Annotated in this window: 10 protein-coding genes; 8 read left to right on the plus strand and 2 right to left on the minus strand. The window is 69.5% G+C overall.

Annotated elements, in window-relative coordinates; translation table 11 throughout:
- The first annotated feature begins 93 nt into the window (after window positions 1-93).
- Window positions 94-4,032, plus strand: a complete 3,939-nt coding sequence (locus E8A74_RS00630) for a protein kinase domain-containing protein (RefSeq protein WP_136926909.1) — start codon at window positions 94-96, stop codon at window positions 4,030-4,032.
- A 241-nt stretch (window positions 4,033-4,273) separates the two neighbouring features.
- Window positions 4,274-4,558 carry a hypothetical protein gene (locus E8A74_RS00635; protein WP_136926910.1) on the plus strand — a complete coding sequence of 95 codons (285 nt, stop codon included), beginning with the start codon at window positions 4,274-4,276 and terminating at the stop codon, window positions 4,556-4,558.
- Window positions 4,559-4,570: 12 nt separating this feature from the next.
- Here E8A74_RS00635 and E8A74_RS00640 read toward each other — a convergent pair whose 3' ends face one another.
- Entirely contained in the window at window positions 4,571-5,881 is a 1,311-nt protein-coding gene (locus E8A74_RS00640; RefSeq protein WP_136926911.1) for a hypothetical protein, read from the minus strand.
- A 216-nt stretch (window positions 5,882-6,097) separates the two neighbouring features.
- Between E8A74_RS00640 and E8A74_RS00645 the strand changes: the two genes are divergently transcribed.
- The 6 genes from E8A74_RS00645 (at window position 6,098) to E8A74_RS55410 (ending at window position 11,774) form a co-directional block, all read left to right on the plus strand.
- Entirely contained in the window at window positions 6,098-7,072 is a 975-nt protein-coding gene (locus E8A74_RS00645; RefSeq protein ID WP_136926912.1) for a DUF5050 domain-containing protein, read from the plus strand.
- A 183-nt stretch (window positions 7,073-7,255) separates the two neighbouring features.
- Window positions 7,256-8,665, plus strand: a complete 1,410-nt coding sequence (locus tag E8A74_RS00650) for a sigma 54-interacting transcriptional regulator (protein ID WP_136926913.1) — start codon at window positions 7,256-7,258, stop codon at window positions 8,663-8,665.
- A gap of 507 nt (window positions 8,666-9,172) precedes the next feature.
- Window positions 9,173-9,886, plus strand: coding sequence for a hypothetical protein (locus E8A74_RS00655; RefSeq protein ID WP_136926914.1), 714 nt, complete (start codon window positions 9,173-9,175; stop codon window positions 9,884-9,886).
- 149 nt (window positions 9,887-10,035) lie between these two features.
- Complete coding sequence (locus tag E8A74_RS00660; RefSeq protein WP_136926915.1) at window positions 10,036-10,527, plus strand: flavin reductase family protein; 492 nt, start codon at window positions 10,036-10,038, stop codon at window positions 10,525-10,527.
- Window positions 10,528-10,674: 147 nt separating this feature from the next.
- Window positions 10,675-11,571, plus strand: a complete 897-nt coding sequence (locus tag E8A74_RS00665) for a universal stress protein (protein ID WP_136926916.1) — start codon at window positions 10,675-10,677, stop codon at window positions 11,569-11,571.
- 80 nt (window positions 11,572-11,651) lie between these two features.
- A complete protein-coding gene (locus E8A74_RS55410) occupies window positions 11,652-11,774 on the plus strand; it encodes a hypothetical protein (protein WP_269749836.1) in 123 nt (40 codons plus the stop codon).
- A 58-nt stretch (window positions 11,775-11,832) separates the two neighbouring features.
- Here E8A74_RS55410 and E8A74_RS00670 read toward each other — a convergent pair whose 3' ends face one another.
- On the minus strand, window positions 11,833-12,672 hold the full coding sequence (locus E8A74_RS00670; protein ID WP_136926917.1) for a hypothetical protein: 840 nt from the start codon (window positions 12,670-12,672) through the stop codon (window positions 11,833-11,835).
- Window positions 12,673-12,703 lie beyond the last annotated feature (31 nt).

A 12,703-nucleotide genomic window follows, 5' to 3' on the forward strand; every position in this document is an offset into this window, starting at 1 on the left:
CGATCGGCATATTCTCTCCTCGATGCAGGGTTCGGTTTTTCCGGGCCCCCGCGCTCGCGCGCGCGGATGCCGCGTCCTTGAACAGGAGGGAACGTGCCGCTCTCGAAAGGGTCCTTCATCGCGGGTCGTTTCACGATCGAGGATCTCGCGGGGAAGGGTGGGATGGGCGAAGTGTACCGCGCCCGGGATGGGGTCACCGGCGCGGAGGTCGCCCTCAAGGTCCTGAACGAGCAGACGGATGGATTCGAGGCGCTCGAGCGCTTCGCGCGGGAGGCGAGGCTGCTCGCGGAGCTCGATCATCCCGGGATCGTCTCGTATCTCGCGCATGGCCAGGCGGAGGACGGCCGGGCTTTTCTCGCCATGGAGTGGCTCGCGGGCCAGGACCTCGGCCAGCGGCTCACGCGCGGGCCGCTCACGCTGAGAGATTGCTTGACCCTCGCGAAGTGCGCCGCCGACGCGCTCGCCGCCGCGCACCGCCGCGGCATCGTGCACCGCGACATCAAGCCGACCAACATGTTTCTGCGGGACGACAGGCTCGACCGCGTCACGCTCCTCGATTTCGGCATTGCGCGCCAGGCCTTCGCCACGACGGGCATCACCGGCACGGGGTTCATCATGGGCACGCCGGGCTACATGGCCCCGGAGCAAGCGCGCGGCGATTTCGATATCGGGCCGAGCGCGGACGTCTTCTCCCTCGGATGCGTGCTCTTCGAGTGTTTGACCGGAAAACCCCCGTTCGTCGCCCGCGACCCGATCGCCCTCCTCGCCAAGGTCCTCTTCGAGGACGTGCCCGCGGTCGAATCGATCCGCCCCGATACCCCCCCGGAGCTCGCGGCGCTGCTCGCGCGGATGCTCGACAAGAATGCGCTCGCGCGGCCGGCCGACGCGGTCGTGCTGCACGAGGAGCTCGCCGCCCTCGTGCTGCCTCCGTCCGGGGACACCTCGTCGCCGCAGGCATCAAACGCCTCGATTCCCGGCGCGGCGCTCAGCGGCGAAGCCATGCAATTGCTTTGCGTCGTCGTGGCGGTCCCGGGCGACGCGCAGGCGCTCAGGGACGCGCCGGCACACGCGGGGACGGAGCGCTCGCCGGGCCTCGCGCGGACGGCCCTGCGCGCCCGGCTGATCGGCCTCGGCGTGCGCGTCGAATGGCTCGCCGATGGCTCGCTCGCCGTCGTCGTGCCCCCGTCGCAAAGCGCGATCGACCAGGCCACGCAAGGCGCGCGTTGCGCGCTCGTGATCAAGGAGGCGTGGCCCGAGGCGCGCGTCGCGCTCACCACGGGCCGTGGCCTGTTCAAGAATCGCCTCCCCGTCGGCGAGGCGATCGACCGCGCAGTCTCGCTGCTCCACGCGCGGATCGAGAAGGAGCGCGCCGCGCCCTCGCCTGCGGAGACCATGGGCGTCTTGATCGACGAGCTGAGCGCGAAGCTCCTCGAGAGCCGCTTCAGCATCGAGTCGACCGGCGTCCGCTGGCGATTGCACAGCGAGCGCGCGGGCGGCGTCGACGCGTCCCGCCCTTTGCTCGGCAAGCCCACGCCCTGCGTCGGGCGTGAGCAGGAGTTGGCCATTCTCGGCGCGACGATCGACGGATGCATCGACAATGCGGAGCCGCGCGTCGTCGTCGTCATCTCGCCTCCCGGCGTGGGAAAGAGCCGCCTGAAGCACGAGCTTTTGCGCCGGCTCCGCGCGCGCTCGCTCGACCTCGAGCTCATCGAGGCGCGCGGCACGCCGATGAGCTCGGGTTCGCCGTATGGGTTGTTCGTCGACGTGCTTCGCGGGCTCTCCGACATGTGCGTCGGCGACCCCATGCCCTTGCAAGAGGAGAAGCTGCGGGCGCGCGTGGGCAGGCGCCTGCCGCCCGAGGACGCGGGGCGCGTCGCCGAATTCCTCGCCGTCTCGTGCGGGCTCACCGTCGAGGAGCCGAGCGCCGCGCTCCTCGCGGCGCAGAGCGACCCGAAGCTCATGAGCGAGAAGATCCAGGAGGCGTTTTTGCGCTTTTTCCGCGCGGAGTGCGCGGCGCGCCCCTGCCTCCTCGTGCTCGAAGATCTGCACTGGAGTGATCCCGCGTCGGTCCGGCTGGTCGATGCCGCCCTCGGCGAACTCAAGGAGCTGCCCTTTTGCGTGCTCGCCTTCGCGCGTCCCGAGGTGACCACCATCTTCCCGAGGTTATGGGAGCGACGGTCGATCCAGCAGATACGCCTCGCGGCGCTCGGAAAAAAGGCGGCCGAGCGGCTGGTCGCCGCGGTGCTCGGCGCGGACGTCCGTGGGAGCGTGGTGGCGCGGATCGTCGAGCAGGCCGCGGGCAATGCGCTGTTCTTGGAAGAGCTCATTCGTGCCGCCGCCGAAGGCAAATCCGAAGAGCACCCGGACACCGTCCTCGCGATGCTGCAGGCGAGGCTCTCCTGCCTCGACCCGGCGATCCGGCGGGTGCTCTGCGCCGCGAGCGTCTTCGGACAAACCTTCTGGCGGGGCGGCGTGTCCGCCCTGCTCGGCGAGGAGCGGAGCGCCCAGCAGACGGATGGCTGGCTTTCCGAGATCGTCCAGGCGGAGCTCGTCGAGAAGCAGCCCACGAGCCGCTTCGCCGGAGAGGTCGAGTATCGTTTTCGTCACGCGCTCCTGCGCGACGCGACGTACGACCTGCTCGCCAAGGACGACCGGACGCTCGGTCATCGGCTCGCGCTCTCGTACCTGGAGCGCGCCGGGGAAAACGAGCCGGTCGTGCTGGCCGCGCATGCGCATCGCGGCGGGGACATGGAGCGGGCGACGCACCATTATCTCCGCGCGGCCGAGCAATCCTACCAGAGGGACGATCACGACGGGCTCTGGAGCTCGGTCGAACGGGGGCTCGCGTGCGGCGCGAGCGGGGCGGTGCGCGGGCAGCTCCTCGCCTTGAAGCTCGAGGTGTGCTTCTGGCGCGAGGGCTGGGAGGCCCAATCTCGCTTGGGCAGGGAGGCGCTCGAGCTCTTGCCGCGCGGCAGCGTCCCCTGGTGCAGGGTGCTGAGCTTCCTCGCCCATGCGCTCCCCAACAGGGATATGGGGGAGGAAATGACCGTGCTCGAAAGCGCGATCTGGGGCACGGACCCCGAGCCTGGCGCCGAGGCGAGTTATTGCCAGGCGGCGTCGATGATCTTCCACATGCTCACGATGATGGGTCGACTCGAGCGAGCGCTCCGCGTGCGCGTGCGTCTCGACGCCTTCGCCCCGCGCGTACCGGAGAGCGCCCTGTACGAGCTCGGCTACGTCTACAATGGTCGATCCACGTTCGAGTATTTCCTGGGGGACGATCCCTTCCTGGCCTACGCGGATTCGATCCGCATGGAGGCGGCGTTCGCAGGCGCGTCGGCCCGGCGCTGGCAGAGGATCGGGCAGATTGTCCTCGGCATTGGGCTCTCGGCGATCGGCGCGGCCGAGGAGGGAGAGAAGGCGCTACGCGAGGTCATTCGGCGCGGGCTCGACGCGAATGATCCGTGGTCGGTGACCCTCGCCCGAATGTATCTGGCGCGCCTGCTCGCGGAGCAAAGCAAGCCGGATCAGCGGGAAGAGCTCATCACCATGGCGAGGCAGCTCATCGAGCTTCAGGGCACCAATGGCGTCGTGGGGCCGGCGTATGGCGCGCTCTCGCGGGGGCTCCTCGCCGAGGGGCGCCTCGCCGAGGCATGGGAGGCGACCGAGAACGCGCTCGCGCGAATGGAAGATTTTCGTTGCTGGCGCCCGGAGGTCCACCGGACCCGCATCGAGATCCGTCTCCGCGAGGGCGACCCCGAGGCGATCCGAAGCGCCGCGGAGGCAGGACTCCGCTGCATCACGCACCTCGGCGGCTGCGTCGGCCATTCCGAGATTCCGCTGCGCCTGGTCATCGCGGAGGCGCTCGCCGCGGCCGGCGACATGGAGGCGGCGCGCCAGGCGCTTAAGGCCACGTTGTGGGTCCTCGAGAGGCGCGCCGCCAAGATTGAGGACGCGGCCTTCAAGGCCCGTTATCTCGCGGTCCCGGAGCACGTCCGCGCGAGGGAGCTCGGCCGCGGTTGGCTTTCGTGAAGGGCAGCGCCCGAAGGCCGCGGCCTTTGGCTTGACACACCATGGGCCCCGAGGAGCCTGCGCGTATCCATTTCTGGCACAGCGCCGATCTCGGAAAGACCTGGACGCGCGTCGGAGCCCTCGACGGGGCCATCGCGCTGGGCGCGTACGCGATGGCCGGCGACAAGATGTACGTCACTCGGTCTGGAAAGGCGTCTCGGAGTCGACCTCGCCGCCGTCGAGCGCTTCGATCGAAAAGGGGGTGCTCACGTTCCTGATGCAGCAAGACAGCGGGCCGGTGGGCATGGGCGTGATTGACCTCGCCGATGCGAAGCAGCGGAGGGTGTCGCCGTTCCCTTCCGCGACGGAAGATGCCTGCGTGCATGGACCCCACGTCGTGGCGCGGCTCGAGGGCGGCGATTGGATCATTTCCAGCGACGCCGGCGCGTCGTTCACGAACCTCGCGGCGCCGCAGGCCGAGGAGATGGCCGCCCTGGAGTGCTCGCCGCGCGGGGCGCGGTATGGATCGCAGCTCCTTGGGTGGTGACGCGCCTCCGCTTCACTGGCACACGCCATAAGCGGCGCACACCCCGGAGACGCAGGCGAGCCCGTACGCGCACGGGCAAGCCTCGCCTGGGCTTCCCCACTTCACGCAGAGGCTCGTCGTCGGATCGGTGATGTCGAACTCCGTGCAGCGGGCGCCCGCGGCGCAGGCGGCGAGGGGCGTGCAAGGCGAGCCGGGCTGGGGATAGGGCCGGCACGCGCCGCCCTGGCAACCGCTGCCGGGCGAGCATTCCTGGTGGCAGTAGAGCCCCTGCTCGCACCTGATCTTGGGCAAGCTCGCGCTCGTGCAGGCGGCGCCTTCCGGCAGGTACGTGGGCGCCGTGCATACCTCGCTCTCGTCGCAAAGGAGGTCCGCGCGGCAAAAGCCCACCGCGCAGCTTTCGCCCTCGGTGAGCCCGGTGGGCCTCGTCGCGCAGGTGCCCGCATTGCACCAGGACGAGGCGCACATGGCGTCGTCCGAGCAGCCCGCGCCGTCGGCCGCGAGCGTCGTACAGACCCCTCCCCTGCAGGAGAACCCGTCCGCGCAGTAGGTGTTCACATCGCATGACGCGCCGGCCTGGCCGCGGGGGGCGCATGTGCCCCAGGATGGCCCGGAATCGGTGGGCTTGCAGTACAGCGTCCACTGGCACTCGATTCCGTGCGAGGTGCATTCCTGTCCCAGCTTCTTGCCGGGGGGCTGGCATGTCCCTTCCTGGCAGCCCCCCTCGACGCAGAGGTCTGTCGCCTCCGTGCAACGCTCGCCGTTTGCGCGGGCGCGCTTGCAGACGCCGCAGGTCTCGAAGACGCTGTGGTCGCAATGGCCGCTCTCGCATTGCACGTTGGCAAAACACACCTCGCCCAGCGGGAACGAGCCCTTCTTGTCGTGTTCGGGATAGAGCAGGTCGCCGCCGTAGCCGACGCACGAGGGGAACACGCCGCCGCCCAGGCAGGGCGAGGCATCCATCTGGTCGGCGCAGGCCTTGATGTCCAGGGACGTGAGGGTGACGCCCGGCGACGTGGCGATGCCGGCGCACGTGTCGACATAGGCCTGCTCGTCGTCGGCGGAGAGCTGCACGCTGGGGCCGGTGCAGCGCTCGGCGAACGCGACGCGCCGAAGGAAGAGGTCATGGCAGGCCGTGACGACGTCGGGCGGTATTTCGGCGGAACCACAGGGCCGGACGACGAGGGCCTGACAGGCCGCGTCGATGTCGGGCGGTATTTCGGCGGAACCGCAGCCGAAGAGCAGGAGGGCGAGGACGCCGGCGACGGAGCCCCCGCGTCGCCAGCAGGGACGAGCCCGCGGAGGCTTGCGTGTGTCGTTCTTCATGGTCCTCGAGCCTACCGCAAAAACGATCCTCCGAACGGCCATGATTGCAGCGGAAGGGCCGTCGCTCCGGCGGATCGAGAATGCCCTTTCGCCAGGCTCGTGAACCCCTATTCACAGTTCGGATCGTTCTCCACGGAACCGCCCGTAGGTTCCACGGAACGGATTGTTGGCACGCCGCATGCTCGGCGCCCGCCGGCTTTCTTCCAGGAGGATCCCATGCGTATCATTTCGTGGATGCTGGTGTCTCTGCTCATCGCCGGGTGCAGCGACGCGGTGACGAACGATCCCTCGAATCCGAACGCCGGGCCTGGCGGGTGCCCTCTGGTCACGTTCAACGAGGGCGTGGACGAGAGCGGGACGAACGGTATCGTCGCGGATGCGAGCGGCGTCTACTGGACCCGCGCGGACTCGGTGTGGCGGGCGGATCCCGGCGGCGCCTCGCCGAGGCGCATTGCGCAAGGGTTCACCGAGGCGTACACGCTGGCGATGGACGACGAGGCGCTGTACGTCGTGGACTATGCCGAAAGGCTCGTCCGGATGAACAAGGACGGGGGCGCGACGGGGGTCCTCGCGCAGGATTCGATCGGCGCGGTCGCGGTGGATGAGGACAGCGTCTATTTCGTGTCGACGGCGGGCCTCTTCCGGACACCCAAGGACATCTCCAAGATCGAATCCCTCGCGCCGATCTCGAGCGTGGGTTCCATCGCGGTCGACGACACGCACGTCTACGTGCGCACCCTCGGCAACGTGGAGGATCCCTCGGGCCACATCGTGCGCGTGCCCAAGGCAGGAGGCGCGATCGAGGAGATCACGCCCCCGACCACGGTGGCATACCACTATTTCGCCCAGGAGCTCGCGGTGGACGGGACGAACGTCTACTGGGTCGAGCCCTCGACCGGTACGCTGATGAAGGCCCCGAAGGAGGGGGGCACGCCGGTCGTGCTGGCCAAGGACCTCGCCGATCCCGTCAGCCTCACGCTGGACGGCGATAGCGTCTACGTCACGCTGCGCGGCAAGGATGGCGGCTCGCTCGACGAACGTGGCGTCCTTCGTGTACCCAAGGAGGGAGGCGACGTGGCGGATGTGGCGCGTGGCCCGCAGATAAGTGCGTTCGACGTGGCGGTGGATGCCGAGCACGTGTACTGGACCGCCCGCGTGGTGAGCGCAGGCGTCACTGCGAGCTGCAAGTGATGATAGGATCGATCCGGAGGGCTTCCTCGCGAAGCCGGTGAACCCGAGCTCGGCCGAGACGATCGCTGGGAGGAATGCGAGCAAGAGGCGCCCCACCCCATACGCCCATGCGACCGGCGCGGAAAAACCTTGTCGAGCGCGCTTGTGCCGCCGAACGAGCATCGCCTAGAATGCGCCCCGCCTATGGCCCACTCCCTGGCCACCACCGACAACGAGTTCGAATCCGCGTCGCCTTCGGCGACCTTCGGCGTCCTCATCTTTGTCCTCCGTTACGAGGACCTCTGCGCGGCGAACTCCGTGGCTTTGCCTCCTCTCACGCACGACGGCGCCGGCTTCACAATCGGGCGCGCCTCCGAGGTCCGGCCGCCTGCAATGGAAGGAAAAACCTTTCTCCTGCCCGACCGCTCCGTATCACGCGTGCACGCCCGCGTGGTGCGTCGTGACGGCAAGGACCTCCTGGAGGACGCCGGGAGCAAGTTTGGCACGTTCGTCCGCGGTGAGCGCATTCAGGGGTCCGTCCGCCTCGCCGACGGCGACGTCGTGGAGATGGGTCAGTCGCTCTTCGTGTATCGGCGGGTCGACGAGCCAACGGCCGTTCGCATGATCACCCATCCCGCGGGGTTCGTGTTTGGCCCGACGCGCACCCTTTGCCCCGAGCTCATGAGCCTCGCGCGCGACCTCGATCCTCTTTCGCGCTCCGATCAACCGATCCTCGTGCTCGCCGAGACCGGCGCCGGCAAGGAGATCGTCGCGCGGTACGTGCATGACAAGAGCGGCCGCCCAGGGCCCTTCGTCGCCGTCGATTGCGGCGCCATCCCCGAGCACCTCGTCGAGGGCGAGCTCTTCGGCCATCGCCGCGGCGCGTTCAGCGGCGCGCACGAGGAGCGCAAGGGCCGCATTCGCAGCGCGGAGGGGGGCACGGTGTTCCTCGACGAGATCGGCAACCTGCCCGGGAGCGCGCAGGCGAGCCTGCTCCGCGCCATTCAAGAGAACGAGGTGACGCCGGTGGGGGCCGATCGGGGGCAAACGGTGGACGTGCGGTGGATCGCCGCGACGAACGTGGACGTCTTCTCCGAGAGGAGCGTCTTTCGCGCGGATCTGAGGGAGCGTCTCGCGGGGTACGTCGCCATGCTCCCGCCGCTCCGGAAGCGCCGCGAGGATCTCGGTTTTCTGGTCGCGCACCTGCTCCGGCGGCGGGGCGTCGAGCGCGCGTCGATCACGAAGCCGGCGGCGCACGCGCTCTTTTTGGGTGACCTGCCGGGCAACGTGCGCGAGATCGAGCGCAGCCTCGGGAGCGCGTGCCTGCTCATGGGGGACGGGCCGATCGACCTGCAGCACCTGAGCGCCCTGCGGGCGCGCGCGGCGAGCGAGAAGAAGGAGCCGGCATCGGAGCCGCCGGGCGCCGAGGCGATGGACGAGGAGCGGCGCAACAAGAAACGCCCGCCGCGGGAGAAGATCGAGGCGGCGCTGTTCCGGGCGAAAGGGTGCCAGGTAGATGCGGCGCGTCTGCTCGGGGTGCACGACAGGCAGCTCGCGCGGTGGATGGATGCGTACGGGATCCCGCGACCGCGGAAGGGCACTTCCGGCGGGTGAGGCGATGTCCCGCGAGGGCGGGATCGTGTTCCGGAAGGCCGGGGCGGTAGCCCACATGGGCGGGGTCATGTTCCGCAAGGGCGGGCAGGCGACCTACGACGGCAGGACGGCGTCCCACGACGGCGGGTCGGCGTCCCACGACGGCGGGTCGGCGTCCCACGACGGCGGGTCGGCGTCCCGCAAGGGCGGGGTCATGTTCCGCAAGAGCGGGGAAGCGTCCCACGACGGCGGGTCGGCGTTCCGCAAGAGCGGGTCGGTGCTCCACGACGGCGGGTTGGCGTTCCGCAAAGGCGCCCAAAATGTCCGGACAAATTCGGACAAATTCTGGACAAATCTCCCCGCGCCGCCCGTGCGTCTCCCGGCCCGCGCGTCGCGCGTTCTTTTCTTTCCGTGGGATTTCAAGCGGTTCGCGCCTGCGCGTGGGGAATCTCGAAGCTTGGCATTCCTCGTGCACACCCTCGCGCCCGACGCGACGTCGTACCCCCCTACCGCGTCAAGGGAGGAATCATGACTGCAACCTTGATCGTGAAGAGTTCGTATCCCCGGAAGGGTTTTACCGCCATCACACAGCTCGGCCTCAAAGCTTTGCATCTGGCGTTCACGCACGCCGCCGCGCTCTCGCCACGGCTGCCGCAGGATTTGGTCGAGGAACTCAAGAGTGACATCGAGAGCTTCGGAGACGTCGTCCCCGGCGCGAAGCAGGCCCGGAGCGAGTCGGTCGCCGCGACGAGCGAGCAATTCGCCGCCCTCGCAGACGGATACGAGCGCGCGCGGCAGGTTCGCGCCGCCCTCCGCCGCGTCAAGGCGTCCGCCGACGTACAACGTGCTTATGGCGTGGGCCGGAAAATGAGAAAGGACAGCGTGTCCGACGTGAAAGCCGCGATCCAGCAGATCCTCGATCGCGCCAAGGACAAGCCGGCCGAAGCCAAGTCCCTCGGCATCGTCCAAAAAGACCTCGACGGCCTCGCGCTCGCGCTCGCTGCGATCACGGATGCCGATACGAAGCAGGATCAGAGCCGCGCGAGCGCCCCGCTGACGACGCAGGAGCGGAATCGGATCGGCAACCGGATCCTCGCCGCGGTCGCGCGGATCGAGGGCGCAGGGCGGCTCGAGTTCGCGAACGACGAGACGAAACGCGCGAGCTTCGAGGCCCTCGGCGCAGGGCCGAGGGGGAAGCGAAACGCGGGTGCAGCGAGCACGACGGAAGGGGTGTCGGGATGAAGGCGCCGTAACCGTCGTCCTCGCCTCGCTCGCAAGAACGCCGTGACCGACCGCCGGGCCTGCGGAGGGATCCATGCCTTCCGGACAGGCCCGGCCTCGCCCCCGAAGCGCCTCGCCACCTGGCAAGAACCACCCTACAGTGCAGCGCGATGGCCATCGACGGCATCGAGCTTCGTAGGGTCCTCGGGCAGTTCGCGACCGGCGTCACGGTCGTCACCACCCGCCTCGAGGGCGTGCCGCAGGGCATGACCGCGAACTCCTTCACGTCCGTCTCCCTCGACCCGCCGCTCGTCCTCTTCTGCGCCGACAAACGCGCCCGCTCCGGCATGCTCGTCGGCGCGGCCGGCTGCTTCGCCATCAACGTCCTCGCCGAGGAGCAACGCCACCTCTCGGACCTCTTCGCCGGCCGGGGCTCCGACGAGCAGCGCAGGGCCCTGCTCGACGAGATCGGGCAAGACGCCGTCACGGGCGCGCCCGTCCTGCCCGGCGCCCTCGGCTGGCTCGATTGCCGCCTCGAACGTGTCATCGACGCCGGCGATCACGTCGTCTACTTCGGCGAGGTCGTCGCCGCCGGCGGCGGCGAGCCGGCCGCGCCCTTGCTCTACTTCCGCAGCAGCTACCGCCGCCTCGGCCCGCTCTGACCGCCCGCGCACCGTCGTGGTCGCACCCGTTTGTCCGTGGTGAACGTCACGCGCCGTCATCGTGCGACCTCGTCGACCTGGAAAGGTGGCCGTTGAACAGCGCCGCCTGACCCTCTAAGGTACCCGCGAATCCCGCAAGGAGAGCGCATGGCCCTGGGTGACGTGGTCTTGGTGGCGACCGACCTGAGCGACTCCGCCGATGAGGCGATCAAGCTCGGACACGAGTACGCGAAGCGGGCGGGCGGCAAGTTCGTCGTCTGTCACGTCGTGCACGAGGTGCTGCGTTCCGCGCCCCTCTTCCCGCAGGCGATCCAGGCGGACATGGAGGCCCTGATCCACGCCGAGAGCCGGGCCGCCGCCGCGGTCGAGGATCGCGTGAAGGATCTCACCGGCCTCCCCAGCAGCGGCTTCGAGGTCCGCATCGAGAGCGGCGGCGCCGACGCCGCGATCCTCCGCGTCGCCGAGGACGTCAGCGCCACGCTCGTCGTCACCGGCAGCCGCGGCCTCACCGGCATCGCGCGGCTCCTGCTCGGCAACGTCGCCGAGCGGATCGTGCGGTACGCGCATTGTCCCGTGCTCGTCGCGCGCCCGCACGCGCGGTCGAAGAAGATCCTCGCCGCGACCGATCTCTCCGAGCTCTCGCAGCCCGGCGTCGCGCTCGCGGGTCAGGTCGCCGCGGAGCAGGGCGCCGCGCTCACCGTGGTGCACGCCCTCGACGTCCTGCCGGCGCCGGCGCTCGGCTTCACCGTGCCCTTCGGCGGCGCGCCCATCATTCCTCCGCCCGAGCTCATCGAGCAGATGCGCGTCGGCGCGGACGGCGTGGTCGGGGGCATGATCGACCGGCTCGGGATCAAGGCCGATCGTCGCGTGAGCGAGGGAGATGCCGCCACGGTCGTGATCCGGACCGCCGAGGAGCTCGACGTGGACCTCGTCGTGGTCTCGACCCACGGCCGCACCGGCCTCGCGCGCGTGGCGCTCGGCAGCGTGGCCGAGAAGGTCGTGCGGGGCGTCCAATGCTCCGTCCTCGTTGCGCGCTCGCACTGACGTCCGCGGTTGACGCGGCGCCGCGCCAGTGTCACGGAAGCACCGGCGCCGGCGCCCGCCGGCCGCGTTTGGGAGGCATCATGGCGACCGATTCATCAAACGAGAAGGCCCCGACCGAGGACTGGAGCGTGCCCATGCTCCTCGGGCTCGCGGTCGTGGTCCTCGGCGGCTTCTTCGTGTTCATCAACACGATCTCGCCCTGAAAGGCCGGGTCTCCCCGCGCGCCGGGGAGACCTCCTTCCGCCTTTCCGGGCAGAGCCGTCACTTCAAGAAGAACCCGACCGACAGCTCCGCGTTCCAGCGGATGTCGCCGATGATCCCGACTTCGCCGGCGGCCTGCGCGAAGAACCACTTCCGCACGTGCGCCCGTGCGCCTGCGCGCGCCGAGAACGCGAAGCTCACCGCCCCGTAATCGGCCTTGTAGCCGTCGATCGCGAGCTCGGTGTCCACCCAGTGGACGCCGCCGAGCAGGTCCGCGAAGAGCGCGACCTTCGTCCACGCGTACTCGCCGCCGATGCCGAACCGCAGCTCCTTCGCGGACAACGACTGCACCGTCACCTTCCGCTGCGTGCCGCTCACGTCGTAGAGCGCCGTCGAGTCGCTCACCTTGTAGGTCGGGAACGGCACGTCGAAGCCCACCGTCATCCGGATGTGGCTCATCACGAGGCGCAGGTCGTAACGGAGCCCGAGCACCGTCGCGTTGTCGAAGGGCGGCATGACGAAGGGCGCGACGAGCCCGCCGCCGCCGATCCCCTCGGCCGCGCCCTCCTCGAACTTGAAGGACGTCTTGGAGTAGGACCGCTGCCCCGCGAGGAAGCCCATCGTGAACTCGAAATGGTCTCCGTTGGCCCAGCCATCGGACTCCGGCTCCTCGTACGGCGGGGGCGGGGGCGGCGGCGCGGGGTGCTCCGGCACCTGGAGCGGCTGTTGCGGCGGCAGGCTCGGGGGCGGCGCGGCCACCTCCATCGGATCGGCCTTCTTTTCGCCCGGCGGCAGCGGCTCGGGGGAGGGCTCCGCCTGGGCGAGCGCGAGGGCGGGCGCGGCGAGGCCGACGAGGGCGAACGTGGCGAAGGACAGGGCGAACGTAGAAAAGCGACGCATACGGAGCGGTTCCTTCCGGGGCGCATCGTAG

The sequence above is a fragment of the Polyangium fumosum genome, assembly GCF_005144585.1.
GTDB lineage: Bacteria > Myxococcota_A > Polyangia > Polyangiales > Polyangiaceae > Polyangium > Polyangium fumosum.

Excerpts from the sequence above, each read along its gene's own strand:
- E8A74_RS00640 (WP_136926911.1), bottom strand. The coding sequence starts at position 5,881 with ATGAAGAACGACACACGCAAGCCTCCGCGGGCTCGTCCCTGCTGGCGA.
- E8A74_RS00655 (WP_136926914.1), top strand. The coding sequence starts at position 9,173 with ATGACTGCAACCTTGATCGTGAAGAGTTCGTATCCCCGGAAGGGTTTT.
- E8A74_RS00670 (WP_136926917.1), bottom strand. The coding sequence starts at position 12,672 with ATGCGTCGCTTTTCTACGTTCGCCCTGTCCTTCGCCACGTTCGCCCTC.
- E8A74_RS55410 (WP_269749836.1), top strand. The coding sequence starts at position 11,652 with ATGGCGACCGATTCATCAAACGAGAAGGCCCCGACCGAGGACTGGAGC.
- E8A74_RS00660 (WP_136926915.1), top strand. The coding sequence starts at position 10,036 with ATGGCCATCGACGGCATCGAGCTTCGTAGGGTCCTCGGGCAGTTCGCG.
- E8A74_RS00650 (WP_136926913.1), top strand. The coding sequence starts at position 7,256 with ATGGCCCACTCCCTGGCCACCACCGACAACGAGTTCGAATCCGCGTCG.
- E8A74_RS00645 (WP_136926912.1), top strand. The coding sequence starts at position 6,098 with ATGCGTATCATTTCGTGGATGCTGGTGTCTCTGCTCATCGCCGGGTGC.
- E8A74_RS00665 (WP_136926916.1), top strand. The coding sequence starts at position 10,675 with ATGGCCCTGGGTGACGTGGTCTTGGTGGCGACCGACCTGAGCGACTCC.